At 68.9% G+C, this 19,020-nt stretch carries 20 protein-coding genes; 10 read left to right on the top strand and 10 right to left on the bottom strand.

Translation table 11 applies throughout. The annotated features are described in order from the left end of the window. Position 1: 1 nt before the first annotated feature. Positions 2 to 1,573, top strand: coding sequence for an NADH-quinone oxidoreductase subunit NuoN (nuoN, locus tag ACZ7OU_RS03370; RefSeq protein ID WP_470239612.1), 1,572 nt, complete (start codon positions 2 to 4; stop codon positions 1,571 to 1,573). A 29-nt stretch (positions 1,574 to 1,602) separates the two neighbouring features. Here the strand turns inward: nuoN and ACZ7OU_RS03365 are convergent, their stop codons facing one another. From ACZ7OU_RS03365 to ACZ7OU_RS03345, 5 genes are all read right to left on the bottom strand, one after another. Next, complete coding sequence (locus ACZ7OU_RS03365) at positions 1,603 to 2,289, bottom strand: ESX secretion-associated protein EspG (RefSeq protein ID WP_470254089.1); 687 nt, start codon at positions 2,287 to 2,289, stop codon at positions 1,603 to 1,605. Between the two features lie 3 nt (positions 2,290 to 2,292). Continuing rightward, the gene (locus ACZ7OU_RS03360) at positions 2,293 to 3,546 is read right to left on the bottom strand and encodes a PPE domain-containing protein (protein WP_470254088.1); all 1,254 of its coding nucleotides are present in this window, start codon (positions 3,544 to 3,546) and stop codon (positions 2,293 to 2,295) included. After that, positions 3,546 to 4,139, bottom strand: coding sequence for a DUF3558 domain-containing protein (locus tag ACZ7OU_RS03355; protein ID WP_470255873.1), 594 nt, complete (start codon positions 4,137 to 4,139; stop codon positions 3,546 to 3,548). The genes ACZ7OU_RS03360 and ACZ7OU_RS03355 overlap by 1 nt, the downstream gene beginning before the upstream one ends. 35 nt (positions 4,140 to 4,174) lie before the next feature. Then, on the bottom strand, positions 4,175 to 4,582 hold the full coding sequence (locus ACZ7OU_RS03350) for a hypothetical protein (RefSeq protein WP_470254087.1): 408 nt from the start codon (positions 4,580 to 4,582) through the stop codon (positions 4,175 to 4,177). A 161-nt stretch (positions 4,583 to 4,743) separates the two neighbouring features. Next, positions 4,744 to 5,400, bottom strand: coding sequence for a hypothetical protein (locus ACZ7OU_RS03345; RefSeq protein WP_470254086.1), 657 nt, complete (start codon positions 5,398 to 5,400; stop codon positions 4,744 to 4,746). Between the two features lie 328 nt (positions 5,401 to 5,728). Between ACZ7OU_RS03345 and ACZ7OU_RS03340 the strand changes: the two genes are divergently transcribed. Both ACZ7OU_RS03340 and ACZ7OU_RS03335 read left to right on the top strand, forming a co-directional pair. Continuing rightward, positions 5,729 to 6,781, top strand: a complete 1,053-nt coding sequence (locus tag ACZ7OU_RS03340) for a polyprenyl synthetase family protein (protein ID WP_470255872.1) — start codon at positions 5,729 to 5,731, stop codon at positions 6,779 to 6,781. Between the two features lie 15 nt (positions 6,782 to 6,796). Then, a complete protein-coding gene (locus ACZ7OU_RS03335) occupies positions 6,797 to 8,053 on the top strand; it encodes a sunset domain-containing protein (protein ID WP_470254085.1) in 1,257 nt (418 codons plus the stop codon). Positions 8,054 to 8,097: 44 nt separating this feature from the next. On the opposite strand, the gene ACZ7OU_RS03330 is transcribed toward ACZ7OU_RS03335, so the two are convergent. From ACZ7OU_RS03330 to ACZ7OU_RS03315, 4 genes are all read right to left on the bottom strand, one after another. Next, the gene (locus ACZ7OU_RS03330; RefSeq protein WP_470254084.1) at positions 8,098 to 8,427 is read right to left on the bottom strand and encodes a VOC family protein; all 330 of its coding nucleotides are present in this window, start codon (positions 8,425 to 8,427) and stop codon (positions 8,098 to 8,100) included. A 95-nt stretch (positions 8,428 to 8,522) separates the two neighbouring features. Then, on the bottom strand, positions 8,523 to 9,587 hold the full coding sequence (locus ACZ7OU_RS03325) for a 2-oxoacid:ferredoxin oxidoreductase subunit beta (RefSeq protein ID WP_470239604.1): 1,065 nt from the start codon (positions 9,585 to 9,587) through the stop codon (positions 8,523 to 8,525). After that, a complete protein-coding gene (locus tag ACZ7OU_RS03320) occupies positions 9,584 to 11,500 on the bottom strand; it encodes a 2-oxoacid:acceptor oxidoreductase subunit alpha (protein ID WP_470254083.1) in 1,917 nt (638 codons plus the stop codon). The genes ACZ7OU_RS03325 and ACZ7OU_RS03320 overlap by 4 nt, the downstream gene beginning before the upstream one ends. Before the next feature lie 261 nt (positions 11,501 to 11,761). Further along, a complete protein-coding gene (locus ACZ7OU_RS03315) occupies positions 11,762 to 12,517 on the bottom strand; it encodes an enoyl-CoA hydratase (RefSeq protein ID WP_470254082.1) in 756 nt (251 codons plus the stop codon). Positions 12,518 to 12,539: 22 nt separating this feature from the next. On the opposite strand from ACZ7OU_RS03315, the gene ACZ7OU_RS03310 reads away from it, so the two are divergent. Then, positions 12,540 to 12,908: a hypothetical protein gene (locus ACZ7OU_RS03310; protein ID WP_470254081.1), complete on the top strand. Its 369-nt coding sequence runs from the start codon at positions 12,540 to 12,542 to the stop codon at positions 12,906 to 12,908. A gap of 54 nt (positions 12,909 to 12,962) precedes the next feature. Here the strand turns inward: ACZ7OU_RS03310 and ACZ7OU_RS03305 are convergent, their stop codons facing one another. Next, entirely contained in the window at positions 12,963 to 13,409 is a 447-nt protein-coding gene (locus ACZ7OU_RS03305) for an Lrp/AsnC family transcriptional regulator (protein ID WP_155548792.1), read from the bottom strand. Positions 13,410 to 13,492: 83 nt separating this feature from the next. Here ACZ7OU_RS03305 and ddaH point away from each other — a divergent pair, with 83 nt between their 5' ends. From ddaH to ACZ7OU_RS03275, 6 genes are all read left to right on the top strand, one after another. After that, positions 13,493 to 14,320, top strand: coding sequence for a dimethylargininase (gene ddaH / locus ACZ7OU_RS03300; RefSeq protein WP_470255871.1), 828 nt, complete (start codon positions 13,493 to 13,495; stop codon positions 14,318 to 14,320). A gap of 80 nt (positions 14,321 to 14,400) precedes the next feature. Beyond that, a complete protein-coding gene (locus ACZ7OU_RS03295; RefSeq protein ID WP_470254080.1) occupies positions 14,401 to 15,060 on the top strand; it encodes a polysaccharide deacetylase family protein in 660 nt (219 codons plus the stop codon). A gap of 212 nt (positions 15,061 to 15,272) precedes the next feature. Beyond that, the gene (locus ACZ7OU_RS03290; RefSeq protein ID WP_470254079.1) at positions 15,273 to 15,968 is read left to right on the top strand and encodes a glycoside hydrolase family 75 protein; all 696 of its coding nucleotides are present in this window, start codon (positions 15,273 to 15,275) and stop codon (positions 15,966 to 15,968) included. Positions 15,969 to 16,032: 64 nt separating this feature from the next. Next, positions 16,033 to 16,296, top strand: a complete 264-nt coding sequence (locus tag ACZ7OU_RS03285; protein ID WP_470254078.1) for a helix-hairpin-helix domain-containing protein — start codon at positions 16,033 to 16,035, stop codon at positions 16,294 to 16,296. Positions 16,297 to 16,481: 185 nt separating this feature from the next. Continuing rightward, positions 16,482 to 17,798 (top strand): nucleotide sugar dehydrogenase, encoded by a 1,317-nt coding sequence (locus ACZ7OU_RS03280; protein ID WP_470239597.1) that lies wholly within the window; start codon positions 16,482 to 16,484, stop codon positions 17,796 to 17,798. Then, entirely contained in the window at positions 17,788 to 18,969 is a 1,182-nt protein-coding gene (locus ACZ7OU_RS03275) for a glycosyltransferase family 4 protein (RefSeq protein WP_470239596.1), read from the top strand. Before ACZ7OU_RS03280 ends, ACZ7OU_RS03275 begins: the two co-directional genes overlap by 11 nt. Positions 18,970 to 19,020: the final 51 nt, after the last annotated feature.

The following is a 19,020-nucleotide window of genomic DNA, read 5'->3' as shown; positions in this document are numbered from 1 at the left end:
CGTGCTCGACATCCTCCTGACCCAGGCGCCGGAGCCACCGATCGTGACGCCGTCGGTGAACTACCCGGCAGTCCTGCCGATGCTGATCGTCTTCGGCGCGGCGTGCCTCAGCGTGCTGGTGGAGGCGTTCGCCTCGAAGCGCTCTCGGTTCGGCGCGCAGGTCGTGCTGAGCCTGGCGGCGATCGTCGTGGCCGGCGCGAGCTTGTTCATCTACGCCACGGGTGACGCGCCCGCGGGCGGCGTCAAGACGTTCAGCGGGGCCATCTCGATCGACCGGCCGGCGCTGTTCCTCTGGGGCACGCTGCTCGCCCTGGCGGTCGGCGCGGTGCTGCTGATCTCCGACCGCGTGGTCGAGCCGGGCGGCGCGCTGGTCGCGCAGGCCGGCATCCGCCCGGGCACGGTCCAGGACCGCGCCCAGACGGCGACGGTCATGCAGACCGAGGTCTTCCCGCTGATGCTGTTCGCGCTCGGCGGCATGATGGCGTTTACAGCGTCGAACGACCTGCTGACGATGTTCATCGCGCTGGAAGTCCTGTCGCTGCCGCTGTACCTGATGTGCGGCCTGGCCCGGCGCCGTCGTCTGCTGTCGCAGGAGTCGGCGGTCAAGTACTTCCTGCTCGGCGCGTTCTCGTCGGCGTTCTTCCTTTATGGACTGGCGCTGTTGTACGGCTACGCGAACTCCGTGAAGCTGGGCGACATCGCGGCCGCGGCGGCCGGTTCGGACCGGTCGGACACACTGCTGTTCGCCGGCCTCGGCCTGCTCGTGGTGGGCCTGCTGTTCAAGGGTTCGGTCGGCCCGTTCCACACGTGGACCCCGGACGTGTACCAGGGAGCGCCGACGCCGGTGACGGCGTTCATGGCGGCGTGCACGAAGGTCGCGGCGTTCGGCGGGATCCTGCGGGTGCTGTCGGTGGCGTTCGGTTCGACCAGCTGGGAATGGCGCGGAGTCCTGTGGGGCGTCGCGATCATCTCGATGGTGATCGGCGCGGTGCTGGGCCTGACCCAGACGGACGTCAAGCGCATGATCGCGTACTCGTCGATCGCGCACGCGGGCTTCCTGCTGGTGGGCGCGATCGCGATCACGAAGGACGGGCTGTCGAGCACGCTGTTCTACCTGCTGGCGTACGGTTTCACGACGCTGGCGGCGTTCGGCGTGATCAGCCTGGTCCGCGATTCCTCGGGCGAGGCGACGCACCTCTCGGCGTGGGCCGGGCTGGCGAAGCGGTCACCGCTGGTGGCCGGGGTCTTCACGTTCTTGCTGCTGGCGCTGGCCGGGATCCCGTTGACATCCGGTTTCGTGGGCAAGTTCGTGGTGTTCTCGGCGGCGCTGTCGGACGGAATGGCCCCGCTGGTGGTGGTGGCCCTGGTGTTCAGCGCGGTGGCGGCGTTCTTCTACCTGCGGGTGATCGTGCTGATGTACTTCTCCGAGCCGGCGGCGGACGGGCCATCGGTGTCGGTCCCGGGCTTCGGCACGGGAACGGCGATCTTCCTGGGCACAGCGGTGACGCTGATCCTCGGCCTGGTCCCGGCATTCGCCCTGGGCTGGGCAGGCGCGGGCGGTTTCGCTTCCTGAGTCGTTGCTTTCTCCGGCCGCCGCTCCTGTCAGTTGGGAGCGGCGGCTTTTAGTTTCTGGCTCAGTTGTTTCGGCTCACCGGGCAGGACACTGATGTAGTCGCCGTCGAGCGCGATCCCGACGCGTCCGGCTTCGAGGTCGAGGTAGTTGACGGTGGCGGCCCCGGCGTAGAGCTGCCCAAGGCCGAAGTGCGGCTGCCGGAAGAAGGCGTCGAGCTCCTGCGCTTCCCGGCTCCGGGCGGGGGCGTCGTCGAAGATGTCGCTCTCTTCGGCCTTTTCGAAGTCTTCCTTCGGCAGCGAGAAGGGCTTGATGGGCGCCGGCTCGTACGGCGGCAGGTTCGCCACCAGAGCGTCTTCCGGGCTTGTGTCCACACCCCTGAGTTCAACCCGATCGCCCAGACAGACGACGGAGACAATGGAGCGTCCGCGGGCGGCGACGAGAATGCCGCGTTGGGCGGTCTCGTCTCGGGCGTAGCCGTGGACTGCGGTCGCCGGGCTGCCGATGAGGTGCAGGACGTCTTCGAATTCCGGGGTGAAGCCGTCGCCCTGGGTGAAGCCGAGTTCGCTGAGTTCCTCGAAGGCTTCCCGGTTTATGTGCTGTTTCGCGGACGGTGGGATGTACCGAAGTCCTTTTGCGAGGACTGGGTGAGGGTCGCCACAGCCGACGTTGCGCAGGGCGGTGAGCAGGGTGTTCAGGGAGAGTTCGGCGTTGAGCATGTGTTATTTCTTCTCGCCGATCACCGGAGGCATCGGCTTTTCCGGGAAGCCACCGAAGGTTTCGTCCGGGTCGGGGTTTTGCAGGTAGGGGGCTTTTTTCTTTTCGCGGTCTTCTTCTTTGCCACGTCCCCCACCGAGGGGGCCGCCCATGGGCATGCCGTTGGCGCCCCGCTGTCCGGTGGCCCCTCGGGTGGCAGCCCCGCCGGGGAGCCGTTCTTCGGGCATGCGGGCGCCGGTGTTCGCTCCGGGGGTTCGCATGCCGGGTTGTCCTGGCGTTGTGCCCGTGCTTGTTCCCGCTCCTGGTCGGTACCCGGTGCCGGTATTCGTTCCCGGTTGGTATCCGGTCCCCGTCCCCGGTCCGAACCCGCCCGAGTAGCCCCCGGGGCCGAAGACGTTGTTCCCACCAAAGTTGCCACCAGGCTGCCCGGTAGGCCCGAACTGATACCCACCCTGAGCGGCGGGAGGAACGACGGGCTTGGGAACGTAGCTGTTGGCGTGGGTGCCGTCCGGATCATTGGCGCCGGGCTGCTGAGTTTGGTTCTGGAACTGGTTGTGGTTCTGGGTCTGTTGCTGGACTTGGTTTTGAACCTGGTTGTGGACCTGGTTCTGTCCGGGTTGGACGGTCTGCCGATTCTGCTGCGACGGAACTTGCGGCTGCCGAGGATCCCGAGCCCACTCACCGGTATCAGTGGGGCCGGTCGTGCGGTCAGCCCGATCGGTCATCCCAATGGGCGATCCGGAGTCGGAGAGCTGAGCGTATTGAGCGGGCATCTGCCCACCATTGGTGCCACTGGCGGAGTGATAGGCACTGAAGGCATCGATGTTGGCCTGACTGTCAGCCTGCCAGCCGGCGACTTTGGTTTTGTAGGGTTCATAACCATCGCCGTTGATGGCATGAAGAACATCCGCCGAGGTGAGCTCAGGAGGCTGAGGAGGAACGGGCTTGACGGAGTACTTGACGGTCCCAAAGGCATCCATCTGAGCACCAACGGCAGCCTGCGCGGTCCTGAGGTGAACAGCATCATCGGCAGCGGCTTGAACAAGAGGAAGGGTGGCATCGGCAGCAGCTTGCCCCGCGCCGCCTTGCCACCCGGACATGGTCTTGGCCCGAAGAGAGCTGATCCGCTGGGCGCGTTCAACCATCCGATTGGTCAGGTGTCCCGCACTGTCCTGGGCGTCAGCGAGCGAGGCGACGCCCTCACCGCCGGTGATCTGCTCGTAGATCTGCGTTGCCGTCAGTGGGCCCTCGGTAGCCATCAGTTGGCTCCACGGAGATTACTGAGCACCCGTGAAGCGATATCACGGGCCGCGTCACATGGATCCTTCTTGCCGACGTTGTCTTCGGATTGTGCGACATGGATGTCAACGGCTTGAGTGTCGCTCACTCCCAGGGCGACAGCGCAGCGACCGCGAGTCTTTCGTTCGTCGTTCACGCCGTAGGCCACGATAGGGAAACCGTCGATAGCTGCCAGAGGCTTGAAAAACTGATACTGCTTACCCTGAGCTGCATAGACACTGGTCAGGCCGAGTTGGTCCGCGCCCGTGAAGATTATCGCCACACCGGCTTGGGAGACGTCAGGTGAGTCCCAGGCGCAACTGGGGCCTGCCGCGGCCTGTGGGTCAGATTTTTCCGATACTCCGGAACCTAGCAGTTCCGTGATTTGGGTGGCCTTAAGTGCATCGCAGGGTGCCTGTTTGAACCTAGTGACATCGACCGGACTTGGTACTTTAGGAACTCCTGGGCCCGGCACGGCGCCCTCGGTCCCCGGCGAGCTGTTTGTACTCGTTGTACCGCTAGAAGGCGAAGGTGTACCCGGATTCGTGGTCGAGCACGCGGTGGTGCCGAGCATCAATGCGCTGAGCGTTAGAACAGCGGTGCGGCGCATCAGAGACTGCCTCCGGTCTGCTTGATTTCGGCGGTCTGGTCGCTCTCAGCTCCTGCGTACTTGCCCAAAGCGGCCTTGAGTTTGGCGGCCATACTCCGGCAGTACTCCTCACGCTGACTCAGCGTTTGGAGAAGGGCGTTCCCCGAATGTTGAATTTTCTTCGCATTACCGCCGCTCGCGTACTCAACGCCGGGCCCCTTGGTGCGGGCGAGGACGATCGCGGTCTCCTGGTCGAGCTTGAACTCGTTCGCCAAGTCGTTCCACTCGTGCATCAACTCGCGCAGCGTCGCTTCGTCGTACTCGAACCCCGCTCCGCCGCCCCCGCCCCCATAAGCCCCCGCGCGGTGGGTCAACCCCCGCAGCGGCGCTCGCCGGGTGTTCGGGTCGTAGACCGGACCCTCAGACATCGCACAACCCCGTCGTCATCAGCTCTCCCCTAGCTTGCAGTGTGCTCCGCCCCGGGCACCCTGCGTATCCGACGGCCCGCACACTACCAGGGTTCCCTCGCCCCAAAAGACGGGAAAAAACGAAGGGCCGCGGCCCCCTCGGCCGCGGCCCTTCCATTCCCCTACGGGGTCGGTGAACAGGACGTGTGGCCCAGCACCACCTGGCCGCTGATTCCCGATGCCGGGAGGAAATTGATCCGCAACATCGTCAAACCGATGCTGCCGTCACCCGGGAGGTTCTGCGTGTTGAACACCGCGTTCGCCAGCACCGTTCCGTTGGACTTCTTGATCGGTGCCGAATAACCGACCGGGACCGGGCTCGGCGGGTTCGGGATGCCGGACATGCCTCCGAAGCTCCAGTTCGCGTTCGTCTGCGTCTGGGTCGCCGTGCACGTCACCTTGAACGTCGACAGCTTGACGCGGGGGCCGCCCGCGCTCACCAGGGCCGACAACTCGAAGTTCTTGCCCGTTGCCGTGGACGTCGTCGTGGTCGCGTCCGTGTCGGGGTTCGTCACCGTCGTTGTGCAGGACGACGTGCCGCCGCCGAAGGTGATGCCCGTCTTCGACACCGGTTGGGCCGTTGCGCTCGTCGGGCCGTCCACCGAGCACTTGCCCTGGACCGGCACCGTGACCGTCGTGCCGGACTTCGTGAACTCGGCCGAGCCGATCTGGGCCACGCCCGGCTGGGGAGCGGCCTGGGCCGGCGCCGCGGCCACGGTGAGTCCTACCACCATCAATGTCCCGGCGAGCGCACCCCGCCTCGCGATCGTGTTGCGCATGTCGCGTCCTCCTTGACGACCGGGGAGAGCGACGCTCTTCCTCGAGGTGAATATCCGCCCCCCGGCGACGTCCGTTGCGCTCGAAAGCGCTGATCACCCCTTCGTGGATCATGAACCACCCGGTGGGTAATCCCGTCGGTATCCGGATCCGGCCCCGTTTCACCTAGAGTGACGGCGGCACGCGGCGGGCCCCTCCGGATCGAGCGCCGCCGAGGTGTCATGTTCGTCACCGTTTCCGCAGGACAGCGGGTAAACGGCGGCGCGGGGTAGCCACTACGCTCAAGGCAATACCCGACCGGTGCACGAGTAGAGCGGAGCCGACGTGTCTGTGCCATCCCCAGCCCCCGGGGCGGGATCCCTCCCCGCTGCGCCGGGTGGCGCCCTCGAGGACCTGCGCGCGTCGGTCGGCCTGCAGATCGCCGACGAGACCCTGCTGCGCGCGATCGCCACCGGGCTGGCCGACGTCGAGAAGCTGCTGCGCGAAGTCGTCCGCAGTGACGTCCAGGCCGTCAACGACGCCGCGTTGCACCTGGTCGAGGCCGGGGGCAAACGCTTCCGTCCCCTCTTCACCCTGCTGTCCGCGCAGTTCGGCCCGAAGCAGGACGACCACGTCGTGATCGCCGCCGCCGCGGTCGAGCTGGTGCACCTCGCCACGCTCTACCACGACGACGTCATGGACGAGGCGGACATGCGCCGCGGCGCCGAGAGCGTCAACGCCCGCTGGGACAACACCATCGCCATCCTCACCGGCGACTTCCTCTTCGCGCACGCCTCGCGCCTGGTCGCCGACCTCGGCACGGACGCGGCGCGGATCATCGCCGAGACCTTCGGCGAGCTGGTCACGGGCCAGATGCGCGAGACCGTCGGTCCCGGACCGGGTGACGACGCCGTCGCGCACTACCTCACCGTGATCGCGCAGAAGACCGGTTCGCTGATCGCCACGTCCGGCCGCTTCGGGGGCATGATGTCCGGCGCCGCCGAGGAGCACATCCAGGCGCTGCGCCGGTTCGGCGACATCATCGGCACCGCGTTCCAGATCTCCGACGACATCATCGACATCGCCTCGCCGTCCGACGAGCTCGGCAAGGCCCAGGGCACCGACCTGCGCGAAGGCGTCCGGACGCTGCCCATGCTGTACGCGCTCGTCGACCCGGGCACGGATCCGCGGCTCACCGAGCTGCTTTCCGGCCCGATCGCCGACGACGCCGTCGTCCAGGAGGCCCTGGAGCTGCTGCGGGCGAGTAGCGGACTCGATCGAGCACGCGTCACCCTTTCCGACTACGCTCAGCGCGCGCGAGCCGAGCTTGCCGCGTTGCCCGCGTCACCCGCCCGGGACGCGTGCGAGTCGGTCGCCGACTACCTGGTCGCGCGCACGCACTAACAGGGGCAGGAAGAGATGTCCATTTTCGGACAGGTTTGGCTGTGGAGTCTCGCGGCGTTCTTCGTCGGGGTGCTGCTCACCTGGCTGGTGCTGGTGCTGCCGCTCCGCAAGAGCGTCCGCAAGTTGGAGAGTTCGCTGGCGCAGGCCCACGCCGACGCCGCGCGGACCCCCGCGAACGCCGCCGGGCTGGCCGCGCCGGGCACCGAGACCTTCACCCGGCCGGAGCCGCGTCCCGAGCCGCGGTTCGAGCCGTCGCCGTCGCGGCAGGAGACGTCCTACCCGGGCACGCTCGTCGCCGCGGCGCCGCTCAACCGCGATGACGTCCACGACGACATCGACGCGGACTTCGCCGAGCTGGACTCGCAGGTGCCGCCGGGGACCCACCCGGAGCCCGACGACGCCTTCCGGCCGGAGCCCGACGACGCGTCGTACCGCGCCTCGGAGACCCAGATCCTGACTCCGGTCAGCGAGCCGGAGCCCGAGGACCCGTACCGCACGGCGGCGACCGAGTACCTGGCGCCGGAGGACGAGCTCGAGCCCGCCACGCCGGCGCTTTCGCGGCTCGAGCAGCAGCTCGACCCGGAACCCGCGGCCGGTTCGCTGTTCCAGCCGCCGGCGGGGGAGACGCCCGCGGCGGCGACGCCGGACTGGTTCGACCACGAGCAGCCGAGCGAACGGTCGGCGTTCGAAGAGCCGATGGAGCGCACGCGCTACCTGTCGGTCGGCGGCGAGCAGACCGAAGAGGTCGAAGAAGACGAGCCGGAGGAAGAGCCGCAGTACGCGTTCGCCGGCGACGACTCCGGGGCCAATGGCGAGCTGGAAGTGCCGCCGGAGACGCCGGCCGAGTCGACGCAGGTGCTGCCGAAGCGGCAGCCGCGCGAGGCGTTGCGCGGTGGATTCGAGGCGCCGCAACCGATCCAGCCGTCGATGCGCACCGTCGAGCGGCGCGAGACCGACCATTCCGGCGCGCACAGCGGTTCGCTGTTCGAGCCGTCGGTGCAGCCGAACCAGGCCGCCGCACTGGCCGCGCCGGAGCCCCCGCCCGCGCGGCAGGCGGCCGGGGACGCCGTCCCGCCCGGCCCGTTCGGTCCCGGCTCGGCGATGCCGCGGCCCGGCGGCGGACGACCGGGTGACGGGTTCGAGGTGAAGGCGAGCGTCACGGCGTTGCGGTACTGCACCGACGATTCGGCGCAGTTCCCGAAGATGGTGGCCGAGGTGTGGTTCCGGACCGCCGAGGACGCCGAGCGGGTCGGGTTCCGGCCGCTCAGCTGAGTTTTCCGTGACGAAGGGCCGCCCGCGGGCGGCCCTTCGTCGTTTCACGCCGCTTGGAACAGGACGAGCGCGGCGCCGCCGGGATCGGTGACCACCACCAGGGAGCCGACCGGCAGGTCCGTTCGTTCGCGCATGATCTTTCCGCCCAGCTCCACCGCCTTCGCCGCCGCGGAGTCCACATCGGACACCGGCGCGTAGGGCAGCCACTGCGGCGTGCGGTCGTCGTCCGGGGCCAGCTCGGTGAGACCGCCCCAGGGCCGGCCGTCTTCGGTCAGCAGGGCGCCGGAGGTCTGCCAGCCCAGCAGTTCGCCGAAGAACCGCCTGCTGCCGTCCGCATCGGACGTCCGGACATCGAAGAACACGAAAGGTCGCATGACCTAAAACTTAGGACACGTGTCCCAATCGAGGCAACCCCCGAACGCCGAAGGCCGCCATGCACCGGGCATGGCGGCCTTCGGAAAAGCAGGAGCTACGCGACTGTCCAGGTGTCCTTGCCGCGCAGGAGGCCCTGCAGGTCGGGCGTGCGGGCCGCGCGGGCCTGCTCGACCTGGGCGCGGGCGCCGTCGTCGTACGTCGGGCGCTCGACCTGGCGGAGGATGCCCGTCGGGACGTGGTTGAGGCTCTGGTCGCCCAGGCGCGACAGCGCGAACGCGTACGACGTGTCGTAGATCGACGGGTCGTGCACCACGACGTTGTCCTCGCCGATGTCGGCGACCTTGGCGACGTCGAGGCCGCCCCAGTCGCCGCGCTTGACGCCGAACTCCTGGTTCGGGCCGAAGCGGATCGGCTCGCCGGCGCGCAGCGGGATCAGCCGGGCGGCGGCCTCGTCGGCGTCCTTGAGGACGTCGAACGCGCCGTCGTTGAAGATCGGGCAGTTCTGGTAGATCTCCACCAGCGCCGATCCGCGGTGCTGCGCCGCGGCCTGCAGGACCTCGGTGAGGCCCTTGCGGTCGGAGTCCATCGCGCGGCCCACGAACGACGCCTCCGCGCCGATCGCCAGCGACAGCGGGTTGAACGGTGTGTCCACCGACCCCATCGGCGTCGACTTCGTGACCATGCCCTGGCCCGACGTCGGGGAGTACTGGCCCTTGGTCAGGCCGTAGATCCGGTTGTTGAACAGCAGGATCTTGATGTTCACGTTGCGGCGCAGCGCGTGGATCAGGTGGTTGCCGCCGATGGACAGCGCGTCGCCGTCACCGGTGACGACCCACACCGACAGGTCCGGGCGCGTGGTGGCCAGGCCGGTCGCGATCGACGGCGCGCGGCCGTGGATCGAGTGCATGCCGTAGGTGTTGAGGTAGTACGGGAAGCGCGACGAGCAGCCGATGCCCGAGATGAACACGATGTTCTCGCGCTTGAGGCCGAGCGTGGGCAAGAACGACTGGACCGCGTTCAGCACGACGTAGTCGCCGCAGCCGGGGCACCAGCGGACTTCCTGGTCGGACTTGTAGTCCTTGGCCTTCTGCGGCTCGTCGGTCGTCGGCACAAGGTCGAGGCCGCCGACGGTCGGGAGCCCGATGTCGATCGCGGTCATTTCGCCGCCTCCGTAGTGATGATCTCCGAGAACAGGTTCTGCAGCTCTTCCGCCTTGAACGCCATGCCCGCGACCTTGGTGTGGCTGTGCACGTCCACCAGGTACTTCGCTCGCAGCAGCAGCGCGAGCTGGCCCAGGTTCATCTCCGGCACCACGACCTTGTCGTAGCTGCGCAGGATGTCGCCGAGGTTGGCCGGCAGCGGGTTGAGGTGACGCAGGTGCGCCTGCGCGATCGGCAGGCCGAGCTTGCGCACCCGGCGGCACGCGGCCCCGATCGGGCCGTAGGACGAGCCCCAGCCCAGGGCCAGCACGCGCGCCTTGCCGCCGGACGGGTCGTCCACCACGACGTCCGGGACGTCGATGCCGTCGACCTTCGCCTGGCGCAGCCGGACCATCTTCTCGTGGTTGGCCGGGTCGTAGGAGATGTGGCCGGTCTTGTCGGCCTTCTCCAGCCCGCCGATGCGGTGCTGCAGCCCGGGCGTGCCCGGCACGGCCCAGGCGCGGGCGAGCGTCTCGGGGTCGCGCACGTAGGGCCAGAACTCGCCGGAGTCGTTGTCCGCGTTCGGCTCGGACGCGAACTCGACGTGCAGGTCGGGCAGCGTCTCGACGTCCGGGATCAGCCACGGCTCGGAGCCGTTGGCGATCGCGCCGTCCGAGAGCAGCAGCACCGGCGTGCGGTACTTCAGCGCGATCCGGGTGGCCTCGACGGCCGCGTCGAAGCAGTCCGCGGGGGACAGCGGCGCGACGATCGGGACCGGCGACTCGCCGTTGCGGCCGAACATCGCCTGCAGCAGGTCGGCCTGCTCGGTCTTGGTCGGCAGGCCGGTCGACGGGCCGCCGCGCTGGACGTCGATGACGACCAGCGGCAGCTCGACCATCACGCCCAGGCCGACGGCTTCGGACTTCAGCGCGACACCCGGGCCCGACGTCGAGGTGACGCCGAGCGCACCGCCGTAGGACGCACCGAGGGCGGCGCCGATGCCGGCGATCTCGTCCTCGGCCTGGAAGGTGATGATGCCGAAGTTCTTGTGCTTGGACAGCTCGTGGAGGATGTCCGACGCCGGCGTGATCGGGTACGTGCCGAGCAGGATCTGCAGGCCGGAGCGCTGCCCGGCGGCCACGATCCCGTAGGCGAGCGCGGTGTTGCCGGTGATCTGCCGGTAGGTGCCCTGGGCCAGCTTCGCCGGGGCGACCTGGAACGTCGTCGCGAACGACTCGGTGGTCTCGCCGTAGTTCCAGCCCGCCCGGAAGGCCAGGATGTTGGCCTCGGCGATGTCCGGCTTCTTGGCGAACTTCTCGCGCAGGAACTGCTCGGTGCCCTCGGTGGGCCGGTGGTACATCCACGACAGCAGGCCGAGCGCGAACATGTTCTTGCAGCGCTCGGCGTCCTTCTTGCCGAGGCCGGTGTCGGCGAGCGCGCCCTGGGTCAGCGTCGACATGGCGACCCGGTGCACCTGGTAGGGCGCGAGGGTGTCGTCGTCGAGCGGGTCGGTCGCGTAGCCGACCTTGGTCAGGTTGCGCTTGATGAAGTCGTCGGTGTTCAGGATGATCGTCCCACCGTGCGGGACGTCGGCGAGGTTCGCCTTGAGCGCGGCCGGGTTCATCGCCACCAGCACGTCCGGCCGGTCGCCGGGGGTGAGGATGTCGTAGTCGGCGAAGTGCACCTGGAAGCTCGAGACGCCGGGGATCGTGCCCTGTGGCGCGCGGATCTCGGCGGGGAAGTTCGGCATCGTCGACAGGTCGTTGCCGAACGCGGCGGCCTCGGACGTGAAGCGGTCACCGGTCAGCTGCATGCCGTCACCCGAGTCGCCGGCGAACCGGATGACGACCCGGTCCAGCTTGCTGATCTCGGTCGGCCTGGTCGCGGCGAGCGAGCCGTGACCAGCGCCGTTGCCGTTCGCACTCGTGCTCATGGGTCAGGGATTCCCTCTCTCCCGACGTTGCGGCCATCGGTCGCCTGCCCGGTGTCGTGACACTCAGATCACCAGGCCCTACCACGAGGTTAGCTCGCGCTCGACAACGATGTTCCTAGACTCCCGCCGTCCGGAACGACCTCATTGCTGCGCTAGCGGTCTCCTGTGCTGGTCCGACAAATATGTGTGACCGATGGTAACGGGTAAACCCTTGTCTTCGCTGTGACCCGGGTCTCGCGTAGGGGTGTCCACTTGCTGGGATCAGGAACGGGCGCGGATCCGGGCCCGCATGGCCTCGAGCCGCTCGGCGAACTCCGGCGAGGCCAGCGACGCGAGCTGCGGCTCGATTTCGACGTCGACGGCGTCGGCGTGCGCGGCCAGCGAGGCGGTCGTCCGGAGGCTGCGTTTGGTGGCCAGGAGCGCTTCGCGCGGCGCGGCGACCGCCGGGGCCGCGAGCTCCTTCGCGGCGGCGATGAGGTCGCCTTCGACCACGCTGAGCGCCAGCCCGGCGCGTACGGCCGCTTCGGCGTCGAGCGGCTGCCCGAACAACGTCATCGCGGCGGCCTGCTGGGGGCCGGCCAGCCGCTGCGTCATCCACGTCATCCCGCCGCCGGGGTGCAGCCCGAGCTCGAGGAAGCGGGCGACGAACTTGGCGCGCGGCCCGGCGAGGCGGACGTCGGCGGCGAGCGCCAGGTTGAGCCCGGCGCCGACGGCGGCGCCCCCGACCGCGGCGATGGTCGGCAGCGTGCACCGCGCGACGGCGAGGAAGCCCTCGTAGATGGCACGCAGGCCGGTCTCGTCGGCGCTGCCGAGCGCGCTCAGGTCGGCTCCGGCGCAGAACGCGGGCGGCGTGCCGGTGACGATGACGGCATGGACCGACTCGTCCCGTTCCGCGGCCTCGACGGCGGCCGCGAGCTGGGCGGAGAGGTCGAGGGTGAGCGCGTTGCGGCTGGCGGGCGCGTCGACGGTCAGCAGCGCGACGCCACCGGTGTGCTCGCTGACGATGCTGTCGGTCATCGCGTCAGGGTATTAGTGGTGCATGGGGGAATTGCTGGTGGTGCTGGTGGGCAACCTGCTGACGATGATCGACATGTCGGAGCTGTTCGGCGGCCGCCGTCGCCGGGCCCGGGCGGCGGCGTTCGCGCGCGGCGAGCGGGTCGAGTTCCCGTGCGTGCTGCGCGACGACGAGGCGACGTCCGGCCGCGAGCGGCGGGGCTGGCTCGCGGTGGGCGAGGGGCCGGCGACGTGGCGGACGCCGGGCGCCGAGCCGGTGGCGTTCGACCCGGGCGAGCTGACGATGCAGGCGGTGGACCGCCAGGCGGTGACGTTCCACGCGACGGGCGGCCGCACAGAGCTGCGGCTGCACCCGGACGAGGCCCCGCTGGTCCTGCGGGCCCTCAAGAGCTGAGCCACCGGAACTGTCGGTCCCCGCCGATAAGCTGGAAGACGGGGGCCGGAGGCGTCAGCTCTCCGGCGTCGGCGGCCGCTCCAGCAGCCGTGAAAGCACGACCGTCGACACCGTCCGGTCCACGATCTCCAGCCCGCGCAGCCGCTCCAGCGCCGTCTCCAGGTGGTGGATGTCCGCCGCGCGCAGGTGGACGATCGCGTCCGCCGCTCCCGACACCGTGTACGCCGCCACCACCTCCGGCAACGGCTCCAGGCGCGCCCGGATGCGGGCCGGCGTGATGTTGCCCTGGCACGTGACCTCGACGAACGCCTCCGTTCCCCAGCCCAGCGCCTCCGGGTCGACCACCGCCGTGAACCCGCGGAGGATGCCCGTTTCGAGGAGCCGGTCGACCCTCCGCTTCACCGCCGGGGCGGACAGGCCGACCACCTTGCCGATCTCCGCGTAGCTGGAGCGCGCGTTCGCCACGAGGCACGAAACGATTCGCTGGTCGATGGTGTTCACACGCAACACTTAGCACAGATGTGCGCAGCGAACAGCGATTGATTGCGAGATTAGGCGCCCCTTACCCTGAATTCATGCAGGCGATGCGCGTACCGACCACCCGTCGATACCTGATGTGCCCCCCGCGCCACTTCGCGGTGGACTACGTGATCAACCCCTGGATGGACCCGACCCAGCCGGTCAGCGCCGACAAAGCCGTCGAGCAGTGGACCGAGCTGCGCGACACCTACCGCCGTCTCGGCCACACCGTCGAGGAGATCGACGCCCAGCCCGGCCTGCCCGACATGGTCTTCGCCGCGAACTCCGGCACGGTCGTCGACGGCCGCGTCCTCGGCTCGCGGTTCCGCGCGCCGCAGCGCGCCGCCGAGGCCGAGCACTTCCGCCGCTGGTTCGTCGAGCACGGCTACCGCGACATCACCATGCCCGAGAAGATCAACGAAGCCGAGGGCGACTTCGCCTGGACCGGCACGCTGCTGCTCGCCGGCACCGGCTTCCGCACCGACCCGGCCGCGCACGCCGAGGCGCAGGAGGTCCTCGGCGTCCCGGTCGTCTCGCTGCACCTGGTCGACCCGCGCTACTACCACCTCGACACGGCGCTGTTCGTGCTCGCCGAGGCGACGGACACGACGCGCGCGCAGATCGTCTACTACCCGGAGGCGTTCTCGGCCGGCTCGCGCCGCGTGCTTGAGCGGCTCTTCCCGGACGCCGTGCTCGCGACGAAGGAAGACGCCGAATGCTTCGGCCTCAACGGCGTTTCCGACGGCCGCAATGTCGTCCTGCCCGTCGAGGCCACCCGACTGGGTGAACTCCTCGCCGATCGGGGGTACGAGCCGGTCTACGTCGACATCTCCGAGCTGCGGAAAGCCGGCGGCGGACCCAAGTGCTGCACGCTCGAAATCCGGAAGGGCTGATTTTCCGGAAAACCTGTAACTCACCCGTTTGCCATGGCGATTAATCGAGGTAACAAATCGACTACTCGCAGTGGCAGGCGGTGGAAGTGGTGACGGTGAACCTCGCCCTGCACGGGATCGGGCGGCCGGCTCGCCAGCTCGACCCCGGCGAGGACGAGCGCTGGGTGACGGTCGAGCAGTTCGAGCGGGTGCTGGAAGCCGTGGCCGACCGCGGCGACGTCCACCTCACCTTCGACGACGGCAACGAGTCCGACGTCGAGATCGCGCTGCCGCGGCTGGTCGACCGCGGGCTGACCGCCGAGTTCTTCCCGCTCGCCGGCCGCCTCGGCCAGCGCGGCTACCTCGACCGCGCCGGTCTGTGCGAGCTCGTGCGCGGGGGCATGGAGATCGGCTCGCACGGCTGGGAGCCGCGCGACTGGCGCCGGCTCGACGACCGGCATGCCCGCCGTGAGCTGACGGACGCGCCGAAGCTCCTCGGCGACCTCTGCGGCCGTCCGGTGCGGCGGTACTCGCTGCCGTTCGGCGCCTACGACAAGAAGGTGCTGACGCGGCTGAAGCAGGCGGGCGCGACGCGGGTGTACTCCAGCGACGGCGGCGCGGCGAGTCACGACGGCTGGCTGCAGGCGCGCACGGAGCTGAGCCACGACCTCGACGGCGACTGGCTGGACGAGGTGCTCGTCGCCGGGCACCGGCGGGCCGGGAACTGGGTGAGCCGGGTGTTCCGGCGCGCTGTCCGTTAAGCCTGATTCCGCGCGACCTGCGAGTCCCGGCCAACGGCACACGTCCCGAACCCGTTTCGCGCGTCCCGCTCCGGTGAGCAGCCTTTTCGTCAACTTCGTTCGCATGATGGGAAATTCCCGCACCGTCAGGTCTTGTACCGGCTCTCGCCCGGGTGCATCCTGGTCGCCACGCCGCCGTAAGGAAAGTTTCCTAACTAAAGGGAGCACCAGGTATGCGGAAACTGATCCTGCTCGCGACACTGGCGCTGGCCGCGGCCGTGATGCCCTCGGCCCTCGCGTCGGCAGCCCCGGCCCCCGCCGCCGCGCCGGCGACCACCGCGGCCGCCCCGACCGCGGCCCAGCTGCTCGCCAAGACGACCAGCTGCAAGCAGATCTCCAACGGCAAGTACAAGACCGACGAGGACGTCTCGGCCAAGACGGTCGCCGTCTGCGACGCCAACGGCGCCGTGTTCTGGAAAGCCGACATGGACATCGACTGCGACGGCCAGCGCTCCTCGCAGTGCAACGAAGACACCGACTGCTGCTACCAGGACGACACGGCATTCCACCAGTCCGACGGCAAGCCGCTCAACGCTGCGAAGCTGCCCTACATCGTCGTGCCGAGCTCGAGCAGCATCTGGAAGTACTCGTCGTCGCAGCTGAAGGGCGGCGGCTCCTGCGCCGTGATCTACAACGGCAAGGTCGAGTACGCGGTCATCGGCGACACCGGGCCGACGCAGATCATCGGTGAAGCCTCCTACGCCACCGCGAAGGACCTCGGCATCAACCCCGACCCGTCCAACGGCGGCACCGACTCCGGTGTGACGTACATCTGCTTCAAGAACTCGACCGTCTCGCCGATCGAGAACCACGCCAACGCGACGAGCAAGGGCCAGAGCCTCGCGACCACCTTCGTGAACAACAACTGACGCACGCGCGAACCGGGGCCGATCCGCATCTGACGGGATCGGCCCCGGCTGCTGTGCTGGGGGCATGAGCAAGGAACTGCTGAAACTGGCGAACATCGGACCCGCGATGGTCCGCGACCTCGCCCGGCTGGGCATCACCGAGCCCGGCCAGCTCGCCGGGCAGGACGCCGTCGAGCTGTACGAACGCCTCTGCGAGACCGACGGCGTCCGGCACGACCCCTGCGTGCTCGACACGTTCATGTCCGCGGTCGACCAAGCCGACGGCGCCCCACCGCGGCCGTGGTGGACCTACACCCCGGAACGGAAACGGCTTCTCGGGACCCGCTGACCGGAACCGCACCGACCGCGTTGCCCACCCACTGCAACATGCATTTTCGAGACCTCATTTTTACCCGAAAACAGTTACGCCTAACGGCCTCCTCACGCATTACCCCGTTCGCCGTCCCGGCGGTAACGATCCAGGGGAGCGCGGCGACCAACTTGAGGGTCGCGTGGAATAGCGGAGGTTTTGGCGTGAGGATCAGTGTCTTCGGGCTCGGTTATGTCGGTTGTGTCTCCGCCGCGTGCCTGGCGGGGCAGGGGCACCGGGTGGTCGGGGTGGACGTCAACCCGGTCAAGATCGACCTCGTCACCCAGGGCAAGGCCCCGGTGGTCGAGGAGCGGATCGGCGAGCTGACCGCCGAAGTCGTCGCGAGCGGCGCGCTGAGAGCCACGACCGACGTCGCGGAAGCCGTCGCCGACAGCGAGATCTCGCTCGTCTGCGTCGGCACGCCGTCGGCGCCGAACGGCAGCCTCTCGACCGTCTACCTCGAGCGCGTCGCCGAGGAGATCGGCGAGGCGATCGCGAAGAAGAGCGAGCGGCACACCGTCGTCTTCCGCAGCACGATGCTGCCGGGCACCTGCCTGGACCTGCTGATCCCGATCCTGGAGAAGTCCTCGGGCCGCACGGCCGGCGTCGACTTCGGCGTCGCGGTGAACCCCGAGTTCCTGCGCGAGGGCACCAGCGTCCGCGACTTCTTCGACCCGCCCAAGACCGTGATCGGCGAGATCGACGCGGCCAGCGGCGACGCCGTCGCGGCGCTCTATGAGGGCCTGCCCGGCCCGGTCTTCCGCGTGCCGATCCCGGTGGCGGAGATGACGAAGTACGCCGACAACTCCTTCCACGGCCTGAAGATCGGGTTCGCGAACGAGCTCGGCTCGATCTGCCGGGCGCTCGGCCTCGACTCGCACCAGGTGATCGACGTCTTCCTCGCCGACACCAAGCTCAACATCAGCCCGGCCTACCTCAAGCCCGGCTTCGCGTTCGGCGGCTCCTGCCTGCCGAAGGACCTGCGCGGGCTCGTCTACGCCGCGCACCGCAACGACGTCAGCGTGCCGATCCTGTCGCACGTGCTCGCGTCCAACGCCGATCACCTGCAGCGCGCGTTCGACCTGGTCGCGCGCACCGGCAAGCGCAAGGTCGGGCTGTTCGGCCTCTCGTTCAAGCCGGGCACCGACGACCTGCGCGAGTCCCCGCTGGTCGAGCTGGCCGAGAAGCTGCTCGGCAAGGGCTTCGACCTCAAGATCTACGACGCCAACGTCAGCCTCTCGCGGCTGATGGGCGCCAACCGCGAGTACATCGAGAGCCGGCTGCCGCACCTCGGCCAGCTGCTCGCCGGGTCCGTCGAAGAAGTCATGGACCACGCCGACGTCCTGCTCGTCGGCACCAAGGACCCGGACGTGCTGGCGGCCCTGCCGCACGGCGGCGACCGGGCCCTCATCGACCTCGTCCGCCTGCCCGACGCCGCCGAGCGTCGCCTTGAAGAGGGATACGCCGGCCTTGCCTGGTAAAGCGCTCATCCTCGTCGAAAACCTCTCCGTCCCCTTCGACCGGCGGGTCTGGCAGGAGTCCACGACCCTGCGCGACGCCGGGTGGGAAGTCCACGTGATCTGCCCGCAGGGCACCAAGCGCGACACCGAGGCCGAAGCCGTCGTCGACGGCGTCCACATCCACCGGTACCCGCTGAAGGCGGCGACCGGCGGACCGGCCGGCTACCTGCAGGAGTACGGCACCGCGCTGTGGCACACGCTGCGGCTCGCCCGGAAGATCGGGCCGGTCGACGTCGTGCACGCCTGCAATCCGCCGGACCTGCTGTACGTGGTCGCCAAGGTGCTGAAGCGGCAGGGCGCGCGGTTCATCTTCGACCAGCACGACCTCTGCCCGGAGCTGTACCTCTCGCGGTTCGACCGCGGGCAGGACCTCCTCTACCGCGGGGTGTGCGCGCTCGAACGCGCCACCTACCGCGCCGCCGACGTCGTGATCTCGACGAACGAGAGCTACAAGCAGGTCGCCCGGATCCGCGGCGGCAAGAAGCCCGAGGACGTCTTCGTGGTGCGCAGCGCCCCGGTCGTCGAGCGGTTCCACGAGGTTCCGGTCGAGCCCGAGCTGAAGAAGGGCAAGCCCTTCATGCTCGCCTACCTCGGCGTGATGGGCCCGCAGGACGGCGTCGACTACGCCCTGCGCGCGCTCGCGAAGCTGCGGGACGAGATCGGGCGCACCGACTGGCACGCGGTGTTCGTCGGCTCCGGCGACGCCTTCGACGACATGGTGGCGCTCTCGGCGAAGCTCGGGCTGGCCAACCAGGTCGAGTTCACCGGCCGGATCCCCGACGAGGACCTGGTCCGCTACCTCTCCACCGCCGACGTCTGCCTGTCGCCGGACCCGCTGAACCCGCTCAACGACGTCTCCACGATGAACAAGGTCATGGAGTACATGGCGATGAGCAAGCCGATCGTCTCGTTCGAACTGCGCGAAGCGCGCGTTTCGGCCGGCGACGCGGCGGTCTACGCCCCGGCGAACGACGAATCGGCGTTCGCGAAGCTCGTCTCGCAGCTGCTCGACGACCCGGAGGAGCGGGTCCGGATGGGCAAGCTCGGGCAGGCCAGGGTGGCCGGCGCGCTGTCCTGGGAGAACTCGGCGAAGTCCTTGCTCGCGGCATATGAGCACGCAGTGAAGTCCTGATCGCCGTTCGGTCAAGAACTCACGGGACGTGTAACCAATGCTCCCGGTCCG

It is taken from the genome of Amycolatopsis sp. NPDC114505 (genome assembly GCF_055633615.1).
This window is presented reverse-complemented; position numbering and strand designations above follow the sequence as displayed.

Excerpts from the sequence above, each read along its gene's own strand:
- ACZ7OU_RS03335 (WP_470254085.1), top strand. The coding sequence starts at position 6,797 with ATGTCCATTTTCGGACAGGTTTGGCTGTGGAGTCTCGCGGCGTTCTTC.
- ACZ7OU_RS03315 (WP_470254082.1), bottom strand. The coding sequence starts at position 12,517 with ATGACCGACAGCATCGTCAGCGAGCACACCGGTGGCGTCGCGCTGCTG.
- ACZ7OU_RS03355 (WP_470255873.1), bottom strand. The coding sequence starts at position 4,139 with ATGCTCGGCACCACCGCGTGCTCGACCACGAATCCGGGTACACCTTCG.
- ACZ7OU_RS03325 (WP_470239604.1), bottom strand. The coding sequence starts at position 9,587 with ATGACCGCGATCGACATCGGGCTCCCGACCGTCGGCGGCCTCGACCTT.
- ACZ7OU_RS03360 (WP_470254088.1), bottom strand. The coding sequence starts at position 3,546 with ATGGCTACCGAGGGCCCACTGACGGCAACGCAGATCTACGAGCAGATC.
- ACZ7OU_RS03365 (WP_470254089.1), bottom strand. The coding sequence starts at position 2,289 with ATGCTCAACGCCGAACTCTCCCTGAACACCCTGCTCACCGCCCTGCGC.
- ACZ7OU_RS03345 (WP_470254086.1), bottom strand. The coding sequence starts at position 5,400 with ATGCGCAACACGATCGCGAGGCGGGGTGCGCTCGCCGGGACATTGATG.
- ACZ7OU_RS03310 (WP_470254081.1), top strand. The coding sequence starts at position 12,540 with ATGGGGGAATTGCTGGTGGTGCTGGTGGGCAACCTGCTGACGATGATC.
- ACZ7OU_RS03290 (WP_470254079.1), top strand. The coding sequence starts at position 15,273 with ATGCGGAAACTGATCCTGCTCGCGACACTGGCGCTGGCCGCGGCCGTG.
- ACZ7OU_RS03330 (WP_470254084.1), bottom strand. The coding sequence starts at position 8,427 with ATGCGACCTTTCGTGTTCTTCGATGTCCGGACGTCCGATGCGGACGGC.
- ACZ7OU_RS03320 (WP_470254083.1), bottom strand. The coding sequence starts at position 11,500 with ATGAGCACGAGTGCGAACGGCAACGGCGCTGGTCACGGCTCGCTCGCC.
- ACZ7OU_RS03285 (WP_470254078.1), top strand. The coding sequence starts at position 16,033 with ATGAGCAAGGAACTGCTGAAACTGGCGAACATCGGACCCGCGATGGTC.
- ddaH (WP_470255871.1), top strand. The coding sequence starts at position 13,493 with ATGCGCGTACCGACCACCCGTCGATACCTGATGTGCCCCCCGCGCCAC.
- ACZ7OU_RS03350 (WP_470254087.1), bottom strand. The coding sequence starts at position 4,582 with ATGTCTGAGGGTCCGGTCTACGACCCGAACACCCGGCGAGCGCCGCTG.